This window comes from Streptomyces sp. NPDC052721, assembly GCF_040678315.1.
Lineage (GTDB): Bacteria > Actinomycetota > Actinomycetes > Streptomycetales > Streptomycetaceae > Streptomyces.
The window spans coordinates 223,017-244,064 of sequence record NZ_JBFATL010000003.1 but is presented as its reverse complement, the minus strand read 5'-3'; the positions used below and the strand labels follow the sequence as shown (position 1 = coordinate 244,064).

Annotated in this window: 14 protein-coding genes; 4 read left to right on the top strand and 10 right to left on the bottom strand. The window is 72.0% G+C overall.

Annotated features, from left to right (window positions below; translation table 11 throughout):
• Positions 1-82 precede the first annotated feature (82 nt).
• The 6 genes from AB0L21_RS04850 to AB0L21_RS04825 all read right to left on the bottom strand — a co-directional run bounded on the left by AB0L21_RS04850 (position 83) and on the right by AB0L21_RS04825 (position 10,469).
• Positions 83-3,802, bottom strand: a complete 3,720-nt coding sequence (locus AB0L21_RS04850) for an ABC transporter ATP-binding protein (RefSeq protein ID WP_365699668.1) — start codon at positions 3,800-3,802, stop codon at positions 83-85.
• Positions 3,803-3,896: 94 nt separating this feature from the next.
• Complete coding sequence (locus tag AB0L21_RS04845; protein WP_365699666.1) at positions 3,897-4,919, bottom strand: esterase-like activity of phytase family protein; 1,023 nt, start codon at positions 4,917-4,919, stop codon at positions 3,897-3,899.
• Between the two features lie 53 nt (positions 4,920-4,972).
• Positions 4,973-5,896: a serine hydrolase gene (locus tag AB0L21_RS04840; RefSeq protein ID WP_365699664.1), complete on the bottom strand. Its 924-nt coding sequence runs from the start codon at positions 5,894-5,896 to the stop codon at positions 4,973-4,975.
• Positions 5,897-6,286: 390 nt separating this feature from the next.
• Positions 6,287-7,975 (bottom strand): thiamine pyrophosphate-binding protein, encoded by a 1,689-nt coding sequence (locus AB0L21_RS04835; protein ID WP_365699662.1) that lies wholly within the window; start codon positions 7,973-7,975, stop codon positions 6,287-6,289.
• On the bottom strand, positions 7,972-8,952 hold the full coding sequence (gene speB / locus AB0L21_RS04830) for an agmatinase (protein WP_365699660.1): 981 nt from the start codon (positions 8,950-8,952) through the stop codon (positions 7,972-7,974). The genes AB0L21_RS04835 and speB overlap by 4 nt, the downstream gene beginning before the upstream one ends.
• Positions 8,953-9,008: 56 nt before the next feature.
• Positions 9,009-10,469 carry a sodium:solute symporter gene (locus AB0L21_RS04825; RefSeq protein ID WP_365699658.1) on the bottom strand — a complete coding sequence of 487 codons (1,461 nt, stop codon included), beginning with the start codon at positions 10,467-10,469 and terminating at the stop codon, positions 9,009-9,011.
• A 188-nt stretch (positions 10,470-10,657) separates the two neighbouring features.
• Here AB0L21_RS04825 and AB0L21_RS04820 point away from each other — a divergent pair, with 188 nt between their 5' ends.
• The 3 genes from AB0L21_RS04820 (at position 10,658) to AB0L21_RS04810 (ending at position 13,552) form a co-directional block, all read left to right on the top strand.
• Entirely contained in the window at positions 10,658-12,157 is a 1,500-nt protein-coding gene (locus AB0L21_RS04820; RefSeq protein WP_365782242.1) for a PucR family transcriptional regulator ligand-binding domain-containing protein, read from the top strand.
• Between the two features lie 78 nt (positions 12,158-12,235).
• On the top strand, positions 12,236-13,024 hold the full coding sequence (locus AB0L21_RS04815; protein WP_365699654.1) for a phosphatase: 789 nt from the start codon (positions 12,236-12,238) through the stop codon (positions 13,022-13,024).
• A 99-nt stretch (positions 13,025-13,123) separates the two neighbouring features.
• Entirely contained in the window at positions 13,124-13,552 is a 429-nt protein-coding gene (locus AB0L21_RS04810) for a hypothetical protein (RefSeq protein WP_365782240.1), read from the top strand.
• 250 nt (positions 13,553-13,802) lie between these two features.
• Here the strand turns inward: AB0L21_RS04810 and tesB are convergent, their stop codons facing one another.
• The 4 genes from tesB to AB0L21_RS04790 all read right to left on the bottom strand — a co-directional run bounded on the left by tesB (position 13,803) and on the right by AB0L21_RS04790 (position 19,327).
• Positions 13,803-14,675, bottom strand: a complete 873-nt coding sequence (gene tesB / locus AB0L21_RS04805) for an acyl-CoA thioesterase II (protein WP_365782238.1) — start codon at positions 14,673-14,675, stop codon at positions 13,803-13,805.
• Positions 14,676-14,722: 47 nt separating this feature from the next.
• On the bottom strand, positions 14,723-15,880 hold the full coding sequence (locus tag AB0L21_RS04800) for an acyl-CoA dehydrogenase family protein (protein ID WP_365699648.1): 1,158 nt from the start codon (positions 15,878-15,880) through the stop codon (positions 14,723-14,725).
• A gap of 150 nt (positions 15,881-16,030) precedes the next feature.
• On the bottom strand, positions 16,031-18,667 hold the full coding sequence (locus AB0L21_RS04795; protein WP_365782236.1) for a DUF6185 family protein: 2,637 nt from the start codon (positions 18,665-18,667) through the stop codon (positions 16,031-16,033).
• Between the two features lie 63 nt (positions 18,668-18,730).
• Positions 18,731-19,327, bottom strand: a complete 597-nt coding sequence (locus AB0L21_RS04790) for a TetR/AcrR family transcriptional regulator (RefSeq protein WP_365699644.1) — start codon at positions 19,325-19,327, stop codon at positions 18,731-18,733.
• A 98-nt stretch (positions 19,328-19,425) separates the two neighbouring features.
• Here AB0L21_RS04790 and AB0L21_RS04785 point away from each other — a divergent pair, with 98 nt between their 5' ends.
• The gene (locus AB0L21_RS04785; protein WP_365782234.1) at positions 19,426-21,042 is read left to right on the top strand and encodes a carboxyl transferase domain-containing protein; all 1,617 of its coding nucleotides are present in this window, start codon (positions 19,426-19,428) and stop codon (positions 21,040-21,042) included.
• Positions 21,043-21,048 lie beyond the last annotated feature (6 nt).

Below are 21,048 nucleotides of genomic sequence, written 5' to 3'. Positions count from 1 at the left end.
CCCCGTGTCCGTACTGATGTACGGACGCACGGGTGTGCCGGATGGTTGCACGACCGTCAGCGCGACAGCCCAACCGGAGGCCTCAGCGGGAGGCGCCGACCGGCTCCTCCGGCTCGGACTGGCCGACGAAGGTCCGCCACAGCTCGGCGTACCGGCCGCCGCGGGCCAGCAGCTCCTCGTGGGTGCCGTCCTCCACGACCCGGCCGTGGTCCATCACCACCACCCGGTCCGCGCGGGCGGCGGTGGTCAGCCGGTGGGCGACCACCAGGGTCGTACGACGGCCCGCCAGGCGGTCGGTGGCCTGGTTGACCTGTGCCTCCGTGGCCAGGTCCAGGGCGGCCGTGGCCTCGTCCAGGAGCAGGATGTCCGGGTCGACCAGTTCCGCGCGGGCGAGGGCGATCAGCTGGCGCTGGCCCGCCGAGAGGTTGCGGCCCCGCTCGGCGACCTCGTGCAGATAGCCGCCCTCCAGCGTGGCGATCATCTCGTGCGCGCCGACCGCGCGGGCCGCCGCCTCCACCTCGGCGTCGGTGGCGTCGGGACGGCCGTAGGCGATGGCGTCGCGGACGGTGCCCGGGAAGAGGTAGGCCTCCTGCGGGACGACCCCGAGCCGGTGGCGGTACGACGTGAGGTCCAGGGCGCGCAGATCCGTGCCGTCGACCGTGACCCGGCCGGCAGTCGGGTCGTAGAACCGGGCCACCAGCTTGACCAGCGTCGACTTGCCGGCGCCGGTCTCGCCGACGAACGCGACCGTCTGTCCGGCCGGGATCGTCAGGTCGATGCCGGACAGCGCCTCCTCCTCGTCGCCGTACGCGAAGCGCACGCCTTCGAAGGCGATGTCACCGCGCAGGGACAGCACGTCGAGGGGTTCGTCGGCGGTCCGCGTGGACGTCGGCTCGCGCAGCAGCTCCTGGATGCGGCCCAGCGAGACCGTGGCCTGCTGGTAGCCGTCGAAGACCTGGGAGAGCTGCTGGACGGGCGCGAAGAACAGGTCGATGTAGAGCAGGTACGCCACCAGGGCGCCCGTGGTCAGCGTGGCCGCCTCGACCCGGCCCGCGCCCGCGATCAGCACGGCCGCCGCGGCCACCGAGGACAAAAGCTGCACGAACGGGAAGTAGACGGATATCAGCCGCTGGCCGTGGATGCGGGCGCTGCGGTAGGCGTCGCTGCGCTCGGCGAACCGCCGTCCGCCGTCCCGCTCCCGCCGGAAGGCCTGCACGATCCGCAGCCCTGCGACGGTCTCCTGGAGGTCGGCGTTCACCGTCGACACCCGCTCGCGGGCGAGTTCGTACGCCTTCACGCTCGCCCGGCGGAAGAAGAAGGTGGCCACGATCAGCGGAGGCAGGGTGGCGAAGACGACGAGTGCGAGCCGGAGGTCGAGCACCAGCAGCGCGACCATGATCCCGAAGAAGGTGACGACCGAGACGAAGGCCGTGACCAGGCCGGTCTGCAGGAACGTGGAGAGCGCGTCGACGTCCGTCGTCATCCGGGTCATGATCCGGCCGGTCAGCTCGCGCTCGTAGTAGTCGAGGCCCAGCCGCTGGAGCTGGGCGAAGATCTTCAGCCGCAGCGTGTACAGCACGCGTTCGCCGGTACGGCCCGTCATCCGGGTCTCGCCGATCTGCGCGGCCCACTGGACGAGCACGGTCAGCAGGCCGAGCAGGGCCGCCGACCAGACCGCGCCGATCGCCATCTTCGTGACGCCCGAGTCGATGCCGTGCCGGATCAGCACCGGTAGCAGCAGGCCGGCGCCCGCGTCGACGGCGACCAGCAGCAGGCTGACGAGCAGGGGCAGCCGGAAGCCGCGCAGGAGGCGGCGCAGGCCGTAGGAGTCCTCGGGCAGGACGGCGCGGGCCTCGTCGATGTCCGGGGTGTCGGTGGCCGGGGGCAGCGCCTCGACCTGGGCGAGCAGTTCCGGGGTGGCCGGGGTGCCGGTCAGCGCCTGGTCCTTGCGCTCGCGGTCGCCGGTCCACAGCCGGGGGGTGACGCCCCGCTCGGCGTCGAACTCGGCCTCCAGCTCGTCGCGGACGGAGGTGTCCTCCTGCGGCTCGGCGGGCACGGCGCGGCCCGGGGAGACCCCGCCCAGCTCGTCCGGGTCGGTGAGCAGACGGCGGTAGAGGGCCGAGCGCTCCTGGAGCTCCTCGTGGGTGCCGAGATCGGCGAGCCGGCCGCCGTCGAGCACGGCGATGCGGTCGGCGAGGTTGAGGGTGGAGCGGCGGTGGGCGATGAGCAGGGTCGTACGGCCCTCCATCACATGCTTCAGCGCCTCGTGGATCTCGTGCTCGACGCGGGCGTCCACGGCCGAGGTGGCATCGTCCAGGACCAGCAGGCGCGGGTCGGTGAGCAGGGCACGGGCGAGGGCGACGCGCTGGCGCTGGCCGCCGGAGAGGGTGAGGCCCTGCTCGCCGACCTTGGTGTCGTAGCCGTCGGGCAGCTCCCTGATGAAGCGGTCCGCCTGCGCGGCGCGGGCGGCGGCCTCGATCTCTTCGTCGGTGGCGTCCGGGCGGCCGTAGGCGATGTTGTCGCGGACGGTGTCGGAGAAGAGGAACGAATCTTCCGGGACCAGTCCGATGGCGGCCCGCAGCGAGTCCAGGGTCAGCTCGCGGACGTCGTGGCCACCGATCAGGACGGCGCCGTGGGTGACGTCGTAGAAGCGCGGCAGGAGCAGGGAGAGGGTGGACTTGCCGGAGCCGGAGGAGCCGACGACGGCGAGGGTCTCGCCGGGCCGGATCTCGAAGCTCAGCCCGTCCAGCACGGGACGCTCGTGGTCGTAGCCGAAGGACACGTCGTCGAACTCGACGGTCGCGGGCGCGTCGGCGGGGAGGGTCTTGGTGCCGTCCCTGAGGGTCGGCTCGGTGTCGATCAGCTCCAGGACGCGTTCGGTGCCGGCGCGGGCCTGCTGGCCGACGGTGAGGACCATCGCGAGCATGCGGACCGGGCCGACCAGCTGGGCCAGGTAGGTGGAGAAGGCCACGAAGGTGCCGAGCGTGATGTGCCCGCGTACGGCGAGCCAGCCGCCGAGGGCCAGCATGGCGACCTGACCGAGCGCGGGCACGGCCTGGAGGGCCGGGGTGTACGTGCTGTTCAGACGGATCGTGCGCAGGCGCCCCGCGAACAGCCGGCGGCCGACCTCGCGCAGCTTGTTCGTCTCCTGGTCCTCCTGCCCGAAACCCTTCACCACGCGGACGCCGCTCACCGCGCCGTCCACCACTCCGGCCACGGCGGCGGCCTGGGCCTGGGCGTACCAGGTGGCCGGGTGCAGCCTGCTGCGGCTGCGCTTGGCGATCCAGCCGAGGGCGGGCGCGACGGCCAGGGCGACCAGGGTCAGCGGCAGCGACAGCCACGCCATGATCACCAGGGAGATCAGGAAGAGCAGGACGTTCCCGATGGTCATCGGGAGCATGAACAGCAGGCCCTGGATCAGCTGGAGGTCGCTGGTGGCACGGCCGACGACCTGTCCGGTGGACAGCTCGTCCTGGCGGCGGCCGTCCAGCCGGGTGATCGTGCCGTACATCTCGGTCCGCAGGTCGTGCTGGACGTCGAGGGCGAGCCGGCCGCCGTAGAAGCGGCGGATGTAGGTGAGGGCGTAGACCAGGACGGCGGCGCCTACGAGGGCGCCGGCCCAGGGCGCCATGGCGCGGGTGTGGGCGCCGATCACGTCATCGATGATCACCTTGGTGAGCAGCGGGACGACGGCCAGGACGGCCATGCCGGCGAGGGAGGAGCCGAGGGCGAGGACGACGTCCTTCGGATACCGCCAGGCGTAGGCCGCCAGACGTCGTGCCCATCCCCGTTGCGCTGCCACGCCGGTGCCTCCTGTTTTCGGCCGTGCTCTACCAGAAGGCGTCAACGTCGGACGATGCGGATTTCATCCCTCCGCAACAGTGCGAGGGCAGCGGTCAGACACGTACCCGGAGGTAGTAGAACCTGGTCGTCTGGGCCGCGTTCTCGTTGTCGTCGCTCACCAGGAGGACCTTCAGGCGGCCGGTGTGGTCACGGCCCGTGATCGTCATGCCCTCGATGTTGTCCAGGAGGGGATTCGGCTGGGGCTGCTTCGCCGTGGCACCGAGGGAGGGGCAGGCGGCGATGTCGGCCAGGAGCGTCTTCTTGACCAGGCGGACACCCGGCTGACCGGTGAGGTTCTCGATGCCGCTCGTGTCCGTGGCGTGACGGAGGTCGGCCAGATGGAGGCGGACCGTGTTGCCGACGCCGGCGGTGAAGCCGCGCTCCAGGACGAGGAGGCGGCCGTCGGGGGTCGCCTGGACCTCGGGGACGCCGAGGCCGGCGTCGGTGCGGTAGGCGTACTGGGCGCCGGGCGTGAAGCGGCCGTGATGGCGGGTCCACGTCTGGAAGCGGACGATGCCGGTGGAGTCGCCGGACAGCGCGTACTCCATGGAGGCCAGCAGGGTGTGGCCGCCGGGCAGCAGGGTCAGGCCCTCGAAGGTCTGGTTGGCGGTGGCGCGGCCGGCCGGCGTGACCTGGAGGGCGGCCGGGACCGGGAGACGGTCGAGGATCTTGCCGTCGCGGGAGTAGCGGCGGACGGACGGCTCGGTCTCGGAGGAGATCAGCCGGGTGCCGTCCCTGTCGATGACGAGGCCCTCGGAGTCGAGGCCGGCGCCCTTCTCGTCGGCGAGGCGGACGGCCGCCTGCGGCTGGAGCGTACGGGCGTCCAGGCGGAACAGCGACGAGCGGTCGGCCAGGGCCGCGAGCGAGCCGTCCCGGTCCACGGCGAGGGCGGAGAAGTTGCCGACGATGGTGCCGTCGTACGTCGTCTTGTCGAGCACGTCGGAGAAGCGGTCGATCGACACGGTGGCCGAACAGGCGGCGCGCGCTTCCGCGCCGGCGGCGGACCCGGCGGCGGTCGGACAGGTGGCCGCCGCCAGGCCGGCGGTGAGGGTGGCGAGTACGGTTCTCAGGCGCATGGCCGCCACCGTAGAACCGGTCGGTGACGTGCGGAAGACCGCCTCGTGAAGCGTCAGCCCCGCGGCGGTACGGCGACGAACGCCTCGCGCGGCTGGCTGGTCGGGGTGTAGCGGGTGACGCCGGCGGTGGTCGGCACCAGATCCTTGTGGATCGCCTTGGCGACGTTCTGGATGGTGGTGACGCCGTAGCTCATGGTGCTGTTGTCCTGCGTCAGCACGGTGATCATGTAGTCGCGGCCGGCGCCGTTGAAGGTGCCCAGGCTGTGCACCCGCCAGCCGTGCGAGGAGCGCTGCAGCCAGCCGTTCTTGACGTGCACGGAGACGGAGGACGGCGCGCCGGCCGGGGTGCCCCAGCGCTGCGAGGAGACGACCTGGCCCATCAGCTTCAGGATGTAGGCCCGGGAGTTGTCGCTCAGCACGCTGTTCTTGGCGGTGATGAGCTTGAGGAGCTTCTGCTCGTCGTTGACGTTCTCCTGCGTCAGCCCCCAGTAGCCGCCCGAGCCCGGCACGGTCTTGGTCATGCCGGCGGCGGCCAGGAAGCCCTTGATCTTCGTCATGCCGAGCTGCTTCCAGAGCTTGCTGGTCGCGGTGTTGTCGGACTGGGTGATCATGGCCTTGGCGAGCGACTGCTCGGTGCTCGTCAGGTACCGGTTGTGCTTCTTCGCGTCCCACAGCAGCGTGGCGAGCACGGTGACCTTGACCGTGCTGGCCGAGTCGTAGGCACTGGTGGCCCGCAGGGTGCAGGTGGTCTTGGTGCTGCGGTCGTACAGGCCGATGGCGACCGTGCCCTTGCGGTTGGTGAGGGCGGCCGTGATGTCCTTCTTCAGCTTGTCGGCCAGGCCCGCCTTGGCGGACGTACAGGTCACGGCGGGCGTGGCCGCGACGGCCGGCGTGGCGGCGGTGACCGCCGGTATGAGCAGCGCGGCACTGACGGCGGCCGCGAGCGCACCGGCCCGGCCGGATGTCCGGTGAGTCATGGAAAGTCCCCCTCGAATGTCGTACGGGCGTCCCCCTGAACGCCGTTGAGCGCACCCGTGCGCTGCATGACTGGACTCGCCAGGGTGGTCGAAAGTTGTACGCCCGTTCGGCGAACCGGAGTTCCTTACCCGACTCTCACCGGCCCGCAGCGTGCGCCCAGGGGGCCACAGCGCGCACCCTTCGCCGGCCGGCACGGTGCACCGGTGGCATCTGCCACCGATCCCCTCCCCCACCCGGCGCCCGGCTGGTCGCCGCCGGCGCTGCTCCAGTCCTGGAACCTCTCCGGCTCCGAGCGCAACAGCTTCTGAGCGCTGCCGTGTTGAGCGGCACCCGGAGCTGGAGGCCTGGTTCTTCGGCTCCCTGGACGCGGGCGACGCCGGTGCGGCGCGTCAGCCGCCCAGATGGGTCGGCGCGAACATCCGGAGCAGGGCCGGGAGGACGACCACCGACGGGCCCGGGGTCCCCAGCGCCTTCGCCAGGTCCTCCTCCAGCGTCTTCGGGGTCGTGCGCACCCCCGGTACGCCGAAGGACTCGGCGAGGGCCACATAGTCCGGGCGGGTGAGTTCCGTCGCCGTCGCCTGGCCGAAGGCGTCCGTCATGTACTCGCGGAGGATGCCGTAGCCGCCGTCGTCGATGATCAGCCAGGTGACCGGGAGGTCGTACTGGCGGGCCGTGGCCAGTTCGGCGATCGAGTAGAGCGCTCCGCCGTCGCCCGACACCGCCAGGACCGGACGCGTCGGGTCCGCCGCCGCCGCGCCCAGGGCCGCCGGGAAGCCGTAACCGAGGCCGCCGGCACCCTGGGCCGAGTGCATGGTGTTGGGGCCCTGCGCGTCGAACGCGGACCAGGCCCAGTAGGCCAGGATCGTCATGTCCCAGAAGGACGGGGAGCCGGCGGGCAGCGCGCGGCGGACCGACGCCAGCACGTCCTGTTCCAGGGTGAGTTCCTGGGCGGCTATGCGCTCGGACACGCGGGCCAGGAGGTCCCGCACCCGTTCGGGCGCGGAGGCGTCCGTGCGCTCCTCCACCGTCTCCAGCAGCGCCTGGAGGGCCAGGCGGGCGTCCGCGTGGATGCCGAGGGCCGGGTGGTTGGACTCCAGTTTGCCGAGGTCCGCCTCGATCTGGATCACCCGGCCCCGGGGCTGGAACGTGTGGTAGTTGGAGGACAGTTCGCCGAGGCCCGAGCCGACCACCAGCAGGACGTCCGCGTCCTCCAGGAAGTCCGTCGTGTGCCTGTCCTCCAGCCAGGACTGCAACGACAGGGGGTGGTGCCACGGGAACGCGCCCTTGCCGCCGAAGGTCGTCACGACCGGTGCCTGGAGCTTCTCGGCCAGCTGGAGCAGCTTGCCGGACGCGTCCGCGCGGACGACCCCGCCACCCGCGATGACCGCCGGGCGGGCGGCGCGGGAGAGCAGGCCGGCGGCCACCGCCGTCAGTTCGGGGCGCGGGACCAGGTCGTCCGGGGTCGCGTCCATCGCCGTCACCACGGGCAGCGAGGTCTCGGCCAGCAGGACGTCCTGCGGGATCTCCACCCACACCGGGCCGTGCGGGGCCGTCAGGGCCGACTTCCAGGCCGCCGCGAGGGCGGAGGGGATCTGGGAGGGGGTGCGGACCGTGTGGACCGATTTCACCACGCCCCGGAACGAGGCCGCCTGGTCCGGCAGTTCATGGAGATAGCCGTGCCGGCCGCCGCCCAGGCCCGCCGTCGGGATCTGGCTGCTGATCGCCAGGACGGGCGCGCTGGCCGCCGCCGCCTCCTGGAGCGCGGCCAGCGAGGTCAGGGCTCCCGGGCCCGTCGAGAGCAGCAGCGGGGCCGCCTGGCCCGTGATCCTGCCGTACGCGTCCGCCGCGAAGCCCGCGTTGTTCTCCACCCGCAGGCCCACATAGCGCAGGGAGGAGCGGCGGAGCGCGTCGAACATGCCGAGGGCGTGCTGGCCGGGGAGGCCGAAGACGGTCGTCGCGCCCAGCCCGGCCAGTGTCTCCACGACCAGGTCTCCGCCGTTGCGCCCCGGGGGAGGGTTCAGGGCGGCGGTGATCTGCGCCGGCGTCGGGCGGAGTACCAGGTCGTGGTCGTGAGTCACTTCGCTTCCGCGTCCTTCCGGGCCGCCGCGATCTGGCGGCTCATGATGGTGGTCAGTTCGTACGCCGTGTGGGAGGCGGCGACCGAGGTGATCTCGGCGTGGTCGTACGCCGGGGCCACCTCGACGACGTCCGCGGACACCAGGTTGCAGCCGGCCAGGCCGCGCAGGATCTCCAGCAGCTCGCGGGAGGTCATGCCGCCCGCCTCGGGCGTGCCGGTGCCGGGCGCGTGGGCCGGGTCGAGGCAGTCGATGTCGATGGAGATGTACAGCGGGCGGTCGCCGATGCGCTGGCGCAGCTGGTCGGCCACCTCGTCGGCGCCACGGCGGTAGATGTCGGCGGAGGTGACGATGCCGAAGCCCATCTTCTCGTCGTCCGTCAGGTCCTGCTTGCCGTACAGCGGGCCGCGGGTGCCGACGTGGGACAGGGCGGAGGTGTCGAGGATGCCCTCCTCGACCGCGCGGCGGAACGGGGTGCCGTGCGTGTACTCGGCGCCGAAGTAGGTGTCCCAGGTGTCCAGGTGGGCGTCGAAGTGCAGCAGGGCGACCGGGCCGTGCTTCTTCGCCACCGAGCGCAGCAGCGGCAGCGCGATGGTGTGGTCGCCGCCGAGGGTCATCAGGCGGGCGCCGGTGCCGAGCAGTTCGTCGGCGGCGGCCTCGACGGTCTCGACGGCCTCGTTGATGTTGAACGGGTTCACGGCGATGTCGCCGCCGTCCGCGACCTGGGCGAGGGCGAACGGGGAGGCGTCCTGCGCCGGGTTGTACGGGCGCAGCAGCCGGGACGCCTCACGGATGGCGTTGCCGCCGAAGCGGGCGCCCGGCCGGTACGAGACGCCGGAGTCGAACGGCACGCCCACGACGGCGACGTCGGCGGTGCCGACCTCGTCCAGGCGGGGCAGCCGGGCGAAGGTCGCGGGGCCGGCGTACCGCGGGATGCGGGAGGAGTCGACGGGGCCGCGGGGCGTCTCGGTGCTGCTCATGGTGAAATGCCTTCTTTCCTGCGCTTCTTCGCGCATGTACTGCTTTCTCTACGACTCTACTGGTGAGCCGGGACCGGTTCGGTCGGGAGTTCGGGGGAGCGTCCGGCGAGGCGCTCGCGCCAGGTGGCGAGGACGGTCTCGTCGGTGGGCTTCGTGGCCAGGGAGACGGCGACGTAGACCGCGAGGGAGGCCAGCAGGCCGTAGTAGACGGGCTCGTTGGCGAGGATGCCGTAGCCGGCCATCAGGCCGATGACGGCGAGACCGCCGACGATCACGGAGGCCAGCGCGCCCTGGACCGTGCCGCGCTTCCACAGCAGGCCGCCGAGGATGGGCACGAGCAGGCCGCCGACGAGGAGGTTGTAGGCCACGGTGAGCGCCTCGACCACGTTGTTCAGCGCGATCGCCGTGCCGATCACCGCCAGGCCCATGACCAGGATGAACGCGCGGTTTCCCTTGACCTCGTCGTGGTCCTCGCCGTCCCGTCGCACCACCCCGCGCAGGCGGGACCAGATGTCGTTGTTGGCGACCGTGGCGCAGGCGATCAGGGCGCCGGAGGACGTCGACATCACGGCGGCGAGGGCGGCGGCCAGGACCAGTCCGCGCACGCCGACGGGGAGTTCGTCCTTGACGATGGTGGCGAAGGCGTCGTCGGGGCTGCCCAGCTTGGGGTAGAGCACCTTGGCGGCCGTACCGATCACCGCGCCGGCCAGGGCGTAGGCCAGGCAGTAGGTTCCGGCCACCGTGCCGCCCCACTTGGCGGTCCTGTCGCTGCGGGCGGTGAACACGCGCTGCCAGATGTCCTGGCCGATCAGCATGCCGAACGTGTAGATCAGGACGTAGGTGAAGATCGTCTCGCCGCCGATGCCCAGCGGGTCGAAGTACCCGGTCGGCAGCTTGGCCTTCATCTCGGAGAAGCCGCCCGCCTTGACGACCGCGATCGGCAGGAGCAGGAGCAGCACGCCGATGGTCTTGACGACGAACTGGACCATGTCCGTCAGGGTGATCGACCACATGCCGCCGAGGGTCGAGTACGCGACGACGATCGAGCCGCCGAGGATGATCGCGACCGTGCGGTTCATGTCGAAGAGCACGTCGAAGATCGTGGCGTAGGCGATGGTGGAGGTCACCGCCAGCATGAGGGTGTACGCCCACATGACCACGCCCGAGATCACGCCGGCCCGGCCGCCGTAGCGCAGGTCGAGCATCTCGGAGACCGTGTACACCTTCAGGCGGGCGATGCGGCCCGAGAAGAAGACCGACAGGGCGAGCAGGCCGAGGCCGATGGTGAAGACCATCCAGGCGCCGGAGAGGCCGTACTGGTAGCCGAGGCCCACGCCACCGATGGTGGAGGCGCCGCCGAGGACGATCGCCGCCATGGTGCCGGAGTACATGGCGGGGCCGAGACGGCGGCCGGCCACCAGGAAGTCGCTCTTGGACTTGGCGCGGCGCATGCCCCACCAGCCCATGGCGAGCATGCCGGCGAGATAGACGACGATCACTGTGTAGTCGACGGCCATGGGGCCCTCCTTCGCGCACTGTCCGGTGGCGTGTCGTGCAGAGCTTCGGGGATGTGTCGGCAGCGGCTCGCGGGGACATCCGCCCGTACCCGCGGCTGCCGTGCTCCTTGAGGCTAGGTGGCCGGAAAGCGACTGCGAAGTGTACGTTTCATCCATATGAACGGGGCGGGATGGAGGGAACGCACACCATGCCGGAGACGATCGCCCCAGCGGTCCCACCGACCCCACCGGTCACACTCCAGGCGCTGCTGGCCCGGGACGACCTCGCCCTGCGGCAGATCGCCGGGCCGACGGACCCCGGGATCGTGATCCACTGGGCGCACACCTCGGAGATGGCCGACCCGTACCCCTATCTGCTGGGCGGCGAGCTGCTGCTCACGGCCGGGGTGCACATCCCGGAGGCCGCCGGATCAGGCACCTACTTCGACGACTACGTCTCCCGGATCGTGGCGGCGGGCGGCGCGGCCCTCGGCTTCGGGCTGGCCCCGGTGCACGACGCAGTCCCGCGCGCCCTGGTCGCCGCCTGCGACCGGTACGGGCTGCCGCTGCTGGAGGTCCCGCCGCAGACCACCTTCTCCGGGGTGGCCCGCGCGGTCTGGCAGCTCATGGCGCAGGCCCGGCTGGCCGAGCTGCGCCGGGTCACCGAGGCGCAGCAGAGCCTGGCGGCCGCCGCTTCCCGGCCGGATCCGGTCCCCTCGGTCCTGCGCCAGCTGGCCCAGCGCCTGGGCGGCCGGGCGGTGCTCTACGGGCCCGACGGCACGGAGGTCGCGGGGGCGGGCCGGGAGACCCCGGAGGGCGCGCGGACGGCACTGGCGGAGCTGGCGGGGGTGGTCAGGCACCCGGCCCCTTCCGCACCGGCCGCCGCGGTCCCCCGCCCGCATCCCACCTCCGCCACCGACACCCACGGCGCCACCCACCTCGCCGTCTACGCCCTCGGGGCCGGGGAAGGGTTCGTGCTCGGGGTGGCCGCCCCCCGGCGGGACCCGGGTGATCACACCATCGCCTCCGTCGCCGCCGTTCTGCTGGCCCTGCTGACCGGTGAGCACCAGAGCGGGGCCGGGGCGGCCCGGTCCTCCGCGCTCGTCCGGCTGCTGCTGGGCGCACCGCCCGAGGAGGTGGCGCCGCTGCTCGGCTCCGGGCCGTGGCTCGTGGTGCACGCGCGGCCGGAGGCCCAGGCCCCGGACGCGGTCGCCGCCTCCGCGCTGGGTGCCGCCCTGGGCTCGCCGCTGGTCGACCTGGCCCGTGGTGTCGTACGGGTGCTGGTCCCGGCGGACCGGGAACCGGAGCCGCAGCCCGGCTGGACGCTCGGGGTGAGTGCCCCGGCCGGGCCCCGGGAGTGGCCGGCCGCCGACGCCCAGGCCGCCCGTGCCCTCGCCCGGGCCCGCGCCACCCGCTCCTCGCTGGTCCGGCACGCGGCCCGGCCGGCGCTGGCGGACCTGGTGCCGCGGGCGGACGCCGAGACCCACGCCCGTACGCTGCTCGCCCCCCTCGCGGGGCAGCCGGCCCTCGCCGACACGCTGCGCACCTGGCTGTCCCTGCACGGCAGTTGGGACCGTACGGCGGTGGCGCTGGACGTGCACCGCAACACCGTGCGGCAGCGGATCGCCCGCTGCGCCGCCCTGTTGGCCGCCGACCTGGACCATCCGGACGTGCGCATGGAGCTGTGGTTCGCGCTGCGCCGTGACTGACGGCGACCGTGAGTGACCCCCGTCCCAGCGGGCAATATGCCGGGGACGCGCGCCGCGCACTGCCCCACAATGGGAGGCATGCCGATACCCGGGACACCCAGCCGCGCCCAGCTCGTCGACCACCTGGTGCGCACGCGTATCGCGGGGGACGTCGCCACCCCCCGCGAGAACAACCTCTCCCACTACCGCCAGCTCGCCAACGGTGTCCGGGGCTTCTGGCTCGGCCTGGAGCTGGGCGACCGCTGGACGGACGAGCAGGACGTGCTCGCGGTCATGGCCGAGCGGGTGGGTGTCAACGACGACCCCGAGTACCGGTACGGGCAGGACACCATCGACCCCGAGTTGACGGTGGACGCCCTCGACCGCATGGCGGCGCGGCTGCGCAAGGCGGCGGAGGACCGGCAGCGGGTGCTGTTCGCGACCGGGCACCCGGGTGGGCTGCTGGACGTCCACCGGGCCACGGCCGCCGCGCTGCGCGCCGCGGGCTGCGAGATCGTCGTCATCCCGGACGGGTTGCAGACGGACGAGGGGTACGTGATGCAGTTCGCGGACGTGGCCGTGCTGGAGCACGGGGCGACGCTGTGGCACACCCACTCCGGTGAGCCGATGCGGGCCATTCTCACGGCACTTGAACGGGAGGGGCGCCCGCTGCCGGACCTGGTGGTCGCCGACCACGGCTGGGCCGGGTACGCGGGACAGCACGGGGTCGACTCCGTCGGGTACGCGGACTGCAACGACCCGGCGCTGTTCCTCGCCGAGTCCGAGGGGACCGTGCAGGTCGTCGTCCCCCTGGACGACCATGTGGTGAGTCCGCGTCACTACGACCCGATGACGGCGTATCTGCTCGCCGCGGCGGGTCTCCTCTGACCTCCCGTCACGCGACGCTCTCACCCCGTCACGTGCTGCGCTGACTCTCCGTCAAAACCGAGGTGCGGCCCCGCAGACGGGGCCGCACGTCGTCAGTTCGTGGTCGGCTCAGTGGCCTCCGCCACCTCCTCCGTGGCCTCCGCCACCACCGCCGTGGCCTCCGCCACCACCGCCGTGGCCTCCGCCACCACCGCCGTGGCCTCCGCCACCACCGCCGTGGCCTCCGCCGTTGCCGCCGTGGTCGCCACCGTAGCCGCCGCCGTGGTCACCGCCGTAGCCGCCGTCGTGGTCGCCACCGTAGCCGCCGCCGTGGTCACCGCCGTAGCCGCCGTCGCCGTAGTCGTCGTCATCGTCGCCCCACGAGCCGTGATCGCTGTCACGTCCGTGGTCGCCTCCATAGTCCCTGCTGTAGGAACTCTGGTCGCTGTGGTCCGAGGCAGACGCGGTTCCGGCCGTGCCGATCGCGGCTCCGCCGGCCAGCAGCAGACCGCTGGCGGAAATCGCGACAAGACGCCTCGTGCGCTGTGATCGCATGGGAATACCTTCCATCTCCATCGTCTCTCGCGGCTCCCTGGAGGAGGCACGAGGTGGATGGCCGTCGCCGCTGCGAAAGGGGAAGAAATGCGGCGCGGTCTTCAGGTGTCACCGCAGCCAGTTGAAACCGAAACGGCGCTGGGCACCTCACACACCGGGTCTGCCGGGCATGCCGTTCACTGCGGCTTTCACTCAGAGAGCCTAGTCCCACATGAGTCACGCGTCATCTCGGAGAGCACCGCTGTCACGGCCGTCTCGGCACGCGGACAACACCCTCCTGGATGACCGAGATGGCGAGCCGCCCGTCCTGGGTGTAGATGCGGGCCTGGCCGAGGCCCCGGCCGCCGTGCGCGGACGGTGACTCCTGGTCGTACAGCAGCCATTCGTCGGCCCGGAAGGGCCGGTGGAACCACATCGCGTGGTCCAGGGAGGCCCCGACGACGTCCCCGACGGCCCAGCCGCCGCGCCCGTGCGCGAGCAGCACCGAGTCGAGCAGGGTCATGTCGGAGACGTAGGTGGCGAGGACGACGTGCAGCAGGGGGTCGTCGTCGAGCTTGCCGTTGGTGCGGAACCACACCTGGGAGTGCGGCTCGCGCGGCTCGCCGTACCGCCCGTACGGCGGCTCCTCCACGTACCTGAGGTCGATCGCCTCGCGCGCCTGAAGGAACCGCTCCACGACGTCGGGGGCGAGGTGGCCGTAGCCGCGCAGCCGCTCGTCGGAGGTCGGCAGGGTCGCCGGGTCGGGTGCGGCGGGCATGGGCGCCTGGTGCTCCAGGCCGTCCTCGTACGTCTGGAAGGACGCCGACAGGTGGAAGATCGGCTTGCCGTGCTGGACGGCGACCACCCGGCGGGTCGTGAAGGACCGGCCGTCACGGATGCGGTCCACGGTGTACACGATCGGCGCGCCAGGGTCGCCGGGGCGCAGGAAGTACGCGTGCAGGGAGTGGGCGGGCCGGTCCGCGGGGACCGTCCGTCCGGCGGCGACCAGCGCCTGCGCCGCGACCTGCCCGCCGAAGACGCGGGGGACGACGGCGGAGCGGGACCGGCCGCGGAAGATGTTCTCCTCGATCTGCTCCAGGTCGAGCAGATCGAGGAGATCCTGGAGTGCCTGGCTCATGGAGTGCAGTTGTACCGGCCAGTGATCGCGTGTCGGTGTCCGGGGCCTTACAGGCCCATGTCCTTGGCGATGATCGTCTTCATGATCTCGCTGGTGCCGCCGTAGATGCGGTTGACGCGGTTGTCCGCGTACAGGCGGGCGATCGGGTACTCGTTCATGTAGCCGTAGCCGCCGTGCAGCTGGAGGCAGCGGTCGATCACGCGGTGGGCGACCTCGGTGCAGAAGAGCTTCGCGGAGGCGGCCTCGGCGGGGGTCAGCTCGCCGGCGTCCAGGGCCTCCAGGGCGCGGTCGGCGACCGCCTCGGCGGCGTCCACCTCGGCCTGGCAGGCGGCCAGCTCGAACTTGGTGTTCTGGAAGTGGGCGACCGGCTTGCCGAAGACGGTGCGCTCCTGCACGTACTGCTTGGCGAACCGGACGGCGGCCTTGGCCTGGGCGTAGGCGCCGAAGGCGATGCCCCAGCGCTCGGAGGCCAGGTTGTGGCCGAGGTAGTAGAAGCCCTTGTTCTCCTCGCCGAGCAGGTCCTCGACCGGGACCTTGACGTCGACGAAGGCCAGCTCGGCGGTGTCGGAGGTGCGCAGGCCCAGCTTGTCCAGCTTGCGGCCGATGGAGTAGCCCTCGGACTTGGTGTCCACGGCGAACAGGGAGATGCCGTGGCGGCGGTCCTCGGCGGTGGGCGCGGCCGTGCGGGCGCAGACGATCACCTTGTCGGCGTGCACACCGCCGGTGATGAAGGTCTTGGCGCCGTTGAGGACGTAGTGCGTGCCGTCCTCGGAGAGCTTGGCGGTGGTCTTCATGCCCGCGAGGTCGGAGCCGGTGCCCGGCTCGGTCATCGCGATGGCCCACATCTCCTCGCCGGTGACGAACTTCGGCAGGTAGCGCTTCTTCTGCTCGTCGTCGGCGAGCATCTTGATGTAGGGCAGGGCGAGCAGCACGTGCACGCCGGAGCCGCCGAACTGCACGCCGGCGCGGGCGGTCTCCTCGTAGAGGACGGCCTCGAACTTGTGGGTGTCCAGCCCCGCGCCGCCGAACTCCTCGGGCACGCTGATGCCGAAGATGCCCAGCTCGCCGAGCTTGTAGTAGAAGTCGCGCGGCGCCTGGCCGGCTGCGAACCACTCGTCGTACACCGGTACGACCTCGGCCTCGATGAAGGCGCGAAGGGTCTCCCGGAACGCCTCGTGATCCTCGTTGAACACCGTACGGCGCACGCCGCCACCTCCACGTACCTGACATCGACATGTCTAAGCGCTTGCTCACTCACCGTACCGGCGAGTACGGAATCCCGTCCAGGGGGGTTGCGCCGTAACGCTCGTCACGCCGCGGCGCGCTCGGGCGCCGGGCACGGCGCGGCCCGCCTGTCAGCCGCCGCCCGCGTCGGGCGGCGTCCCGCCCTGCGAGGGCGTCACGTCGGGCTCGGTGAAGAACTGCCAGATCGTGATCATCGCGATGACCTGCGCGATGACATAGGCGACCTGCAGGGAGTAGTACCGCATCTGGTAGACGGACAGCAGCAGGCCCATCCGGCTCTGCCAGTAGCGCCGCTCGCCCCCGAAGGTGTCGAAGTCGAGCATGATGCCCGTGACCGTGAGGACGAAGAGCATCATCGACAGCTGCAGGGCGGTGTTGGACGTGCTCTCGTGGAGGAACCAGCCGACCAGCGCGTCCAGCCCGGCCGGCACCGCGAAGGCCGCGGTCACGGGGATCGCCTTGACCGCGCCGCGGCGGCCCGGCAACACCCTCCACAGGGCGCCCAGCACGAAGCCGGCCGCAGCCCAGCTGACCATCCAGTACAGGAAGTTGAAGGCGAGGGCGGGCATGCCGACCATGTCCGAGAGGGTGTCCTGCCAGGCTTCCCCCCGGATGCCCCAGGCCCAGGCTCCGAGCCCGGCCGCCGGCAGCCCGGGGACCAGCGCGAAGAGCGCGCCACGTCTGCCGTTGGCCCACCAGTCGTCCCGCGGCCCCAGGGCCAAGGCCGCGTCGACCACCGATATCTTGGCCGGCAGCCGGTCGTGGCCGACCAGCGGCACCCCCGCGGGCCAGTCGTGCAGCTTCTCCAACCGCCTCTCCAGGCGGTCCCGCTGAGGGGGTTCGTCACCGAAGAGCCCTTGGTCCAGGCGCCGCAGTTCGGCGTGGATCTCACGGTAGGCGCGCGACTTGTGCAGCAGCCTCGTACGGGCCCACGGACCGGCCACCGTGGCCAGCGGCCGCCCGGACAGCTCGAAGGGCTGCGCCAGCACGGACCGGCGGGCGAGCAACGCCGTCGTCCCGTACAGGGCCAGCATGTTCAAGGGGATCCACACACCGGTGGGCAGGGCGTTGGCCAGGTGCGTCCCGCCGGACAGGCCGACCGTCACCGCGAAGAACGTGAGGAACAGCAGGCGGTCGCCCGGGTCGTCGAGCGGGGTCAGCGAGCCGGGAAGGCGCCAGGCGCGCAGTGCGGCCAGCACGGCGACCGCGGTGAGCAGCCAGGCCTGGTCGCCGATCACCAGTTCCTGGAGGAAGGAGACCGACCACATCGCCTGCCACAGGTAGTCCTGCAGGCGGTCCGGTCCGTACGCGTGAACCGTGGCGTCGCTCAGCCAGGTGGCCCGCAGCCAGTCGCGCTGCTCCGCCAGCGCGTAGCAGACGGCGATGACCACCGTGGCCGCGAGGACCGCCGGCCCGGCCACCGCGGGCCGCAGCACCCGGTCGTTCCCGGGGAAGCGCCGGCTCTCGGGCAGCAGCCGCCCGTCCACGGCGATGCGCCAGAGGGCGGCCGTGACAGCCAGCAGGGTCAGCGCGACGAAGCAGCAGGACAGGGTGATCTGGACGCCGAGCGCGCCGCCCAGGCCCAGGAACCGGCGCGACGACCCCACCGCCGAGATCGCCACCACGGGATTCAGCGCCAGGGCCGTCCAGAGGGCCCACCACCGCGACCAGCCGGCGACTCGGAGCAGGGCGAGTACCGCGACGAGGGCGAGGCCGTACTCGATGAAGAGCTGGTCGCCGAAGTCCGGCCATGCCCCGAAGTGGCCGAAGCACTGCTCGATCAGCAGATCCGCGCAGACCAGCGCGGAGAGGCCGACGGCCGTCAACGCCCATCGGCGCAGGTTGGCCAGCGTCCGTGACTGATCGGCGGTGGCCGTGCCGGGACGCCGCAGATAGAAGCGAGTCGCCACCAGCAGCAGGGCGGACACCAGACCCACCCACAGCAGGCGGCCGAGGAAGTCCAGGCCCAGAGCGGTCAGGCGTCCGCTCTGAGCGCTCCAGGACCGCTGCCAGCCCGGCTTGAGCCCCACCGAGACGGCGGGCACCGAGCGGTGCTCGGGCGCCGCCTCACGCCCCTTCGCCGCCGCCCCGTCCCGCCGCGCCGCCGTTCCGCCCGCCTTCGTCCCCGCCGGGCCCTTCGGCCGCCAGATCAGCGTGGTGGCCCCCTCGCCCCCCGTGGGCGACGGCCGCGCCCACTCGGCTCCTGGCGCGCCGGGGTCCACGGAGATCTTTTCCCACCGGGCGTGTGCCAGGGCGGGCGGCACCATGAGCCGGACCGTCCAGTACCGGGCGCCGACGCGAAGACGCCACAACCCGACGTCGATGTCGGAGCGGTATTCGTTGGCCCAGGCGTGCGCCTGGTAGACGACCCTGACGCGATCGCCCTTCCAGGTCACCACGGGGTTCGCCGAGCGCCACTCGCTCCAGCGCCGCTGCTCGCGTCCGCCCGCCCTGGTGAGACACGACATCGCGGTGGCGTAGCGGCTGCTCCTCTCGCTGAGCAGCAGGTCCCGGGAGAGCGGCCAGGAGCCCGGGACATCCAGGGTCAGCCTGGTGACGATCTCCGTGTAGGTGCGCTTGTCGTGCCGCAGCGCCACCGACGTGCTGACCCGGGCACCGTCGAGGCGGGCGCTGCGGCAGTACTGCGCAGCCGCCGGCTCCGCGGCCCACCCGACGGCCGGTGCGGCCAGCAGGCACAGTGCCGCCACCAGCAACGGCAGCAGCCCGCGGAAGCCCCGATCGCCCAACAGTCCCCCCTAAGACCGCATCGGTGCCCCACATCATGGCGCATCAGGCGCGGCGAACGCCCTTCATTTCGAGCCCGCCGCCTCGAACGCGCCCCGTGCCATGCGGTGCAGCAGGGCCGCCGTCGTGCCCCGGCCGGGGAGCGTGCCGGCGCGGCCGAGGTGGGGGGTGGAGTTGAGCAGGCCGAAGACCGAGTGGACGGCCGAGCGGGCGGCCGGTTCGGTCAGGCCGGGGTACACCGCGCGGACCACCTCCACCCACAGCTCCACGTACTGCCGCTGGAGCTGCCGCACCAGCTTGCGGTCGCTGTCCCGCAGGCGGTCCAGCTCGCGGTCGTGCAGGGTGATCAGCGGGCGGTCGTCCAGGGCGAAGTCGATGTGGCCCTCGATCAGGGAGTCGAGGACGCGGGTCGCGGGGACCCCGTCGGCCTCCGCAAGCCGGCGCTTGGCCCCGGTCAGCAGCTGTCCGCTGATGCCGACCAGCAGCTCGGCGAGCATCGCGTCCTTGCCCGGGAAGTGCCGGTAGAGGCCGGGGCCGCTGATGCCGACCGCGGCGCCTATCTCGTCGACACCGACGCCGTGGAACCCGCGCTCGGCGAACAGGCGGGCGGCCTCCTTGAGGATCTGCTCACGGCGGGTGGGGGCGTCGGTTCTGGTGACCATGCGGCCAATTCTAGACAGCGAGGTTAGCGGTCGTTAACCTGGTGGCGATGGTTAACGCTCATTAACAGGTTCGATCACCGTGTGAGGGGAACCGCAGGATGCAGGAGGCACCGGAGCTTCAGAGCGCGGCAGATCCCGCGTCGGAGGCCTGGCGGGCCAATGAACAGGCTCATCTCGCCCTCGTGGAGGAGCTGCGCGCCAAGCTGGCCGCGGCGGCCCTCGGCGGCGGCGAGAAGGCGCGGGCCCGGCACACCGCGCGCGGCAAGCTGCTGCCGAGGGACAGGGTGGACACGCTGCTCGACCCGGGCTCGCCCTTCCTGGAGCTGGCCCCGCTCGCGGCCGACGGGATGTACGAGGGACAGGCCCCGGCGGCCGGGGTGATCGCCGGGATCGGCCGGGTCAGCGGGCGCGAGTGCGTGATCGTCGCGAACGACGCCACGGTCAAGGGCGGCACGTACTACCCGATGACGGTGAAGAAGCACCTGCGCGCCCAGGAGGTGGCCCTCGACAACCGGCTGCCCTGCGTCTATCTGGTCGACTCCGGCGGGGCCTTCCTGCCGATGCAGGACGAGGTCTTCCCGGACCGGGACCACTTCGGGCGGATCTTCTACAACCAGGCCCGGATGTCCGGCGCGGGCATCCCGCAGATCGCGGCCGTGCTCGGCTCCTGCACGGCCGGCGGGGCGTACGTCCCGGCGATGAGCGACGAGGCCGTGATCGTCCGCAACCAGGGCACGGTCTTCCTGGGCGGCCCGCCCCTGGTGAAGGCGGCCACCGGCGAGGTCGTGACGGCGGAGGAGCTGGGCGGCGGCGAGGTCCACTCCCGGATCTCCGGGGTCACCGACCACCTCGCCGAGGACGACGCGCACGCCCTCAGGATCGTCCGGAACATCGTCGCCACGCTCCCGGCCCGGCAGTCCCCGCCCTGGGAGGTCGCGCCCGTCGCCGAGCCGAAGGTCGACCCCTACGAGCTCTACGGCGCGGTCCCCGTCGACTCCCGCACCCCCTACGACGTCCGCGAGATCATCGCGCGCGTGGTCGACGGCTCCCGGTTCGCCGAGTTCAAGAGCGAGTTCGGGCAGACCCTGGTCACCGGCTTCGCCCGGATCCACGGCCACCCGGTCGGGATCGTCGCCAACAACGGCATCCTGTTCTCCGAGTCCGCCCAGAAGGGCGCCCACTTCATCGAGCTGTGCGACCAGCGCGGCATCCCGCTGGTGTTCCTCCAGAACATCTCCGGCTTCATGGTCGGCAAGGACTACGAGGCCGGCGGCATCGCCAAGCACGGCGCCAAGATGGTGACCGCGGTCGCCTGCACGCGCGTGCCGAAGCTGACGGTCGTCGTCGGCGGCTCGTACGGCGCGGGCAACTACTCGATGTGCGGCCGGGCCTACTCCCCCCGCTTCCTGTGGATGTGGCCGGGCGCCAAGATCTCCGTCATGGGCGGCGAGCAGGCCGCCTCCGTGCTGGCGACCGTCAAGCGGGACCAGCTGGAGACGCGCGGCGAGTCCTGGCCCGCCGAGGACGAGGAGGCGTTCAAGGCGCCCATCCGCGCGCAGTACGAACGCCAGGGCAACGCCTACTACGCCACCGCCCGGCTCTGGGACGACGGCGTCATCGACCCGCTTCAGACTCGTCAGGTGCTGGGCCTCGCCCTGACGGCCTGCGCCAACGCGCCCCTGGGAGACCCCCAGTTCGGCGTCTTCCGGATGTGAGGAGGG

Coding starts and splice junctions, on each gene's coding strand:
- AB0L21_RS04845 (WP_365699666.1), bottom strand. CDS start 4,919: ATGCGCCTGAGAACCGTACTCGCCACCCTCACCGCCGGCCTGGCGGCG.
- AB0L21_RS04840 (WP_365699664.1), bottom strand. CDS start 5,896: ATGACTCACCGGACATCCGGCCGGGCCGGTGCGCTCGCGGCCGCCGTC.
- speB (WP_365699660.1), bottom strand. CDS start 8,952: ATGAGCAGCACCGAGACGCCCCGCGGCCCCGTCGACTCCTCCCGCATC.
- AB0L21_RS04825 (WP_365699658.1), bottom strand. CDS start 10,469: ATGGCCGTCGACTACACAGTGATCGTCGTCTATCTCGCCGGCATGCTC.
- AB0L21_RS04820 (WP_365782242.1), top strand. CDS start 10,658: ATGCCGGAGACGATCGCCCCAGCGGTCCCACCGACCCCACCGGTCACA.
- AB0L21_RS04815 (WP_365699654.1), top strand. CDS start 12,236: ATGCCGATACCCGGGACACCCAGCCGCGCCCAGCTCGTCGACCACCTG.
- tesB (WP_365782238.1), bottom strand. CDS start 14,675: ATGAGCCAGGCACTCCAGGATCTCCTCGATCTGCTCGACCTGGAGCAG.
- AB0L21_RS04790 (WP_365699644.1), bottom strand. CDS start 19,327: ATGGTCACCAGAACCGACGCCCCCACCCGCCGTGAGCAGATCCTCAAG.
- AB0L21_RS04785 (WP_365782234.1), top strand. CDS start 19,426: ATGCAGGAGGCACCGGAGCTTCAGAGCGCGGCAGATCCCGCGTCGGAG.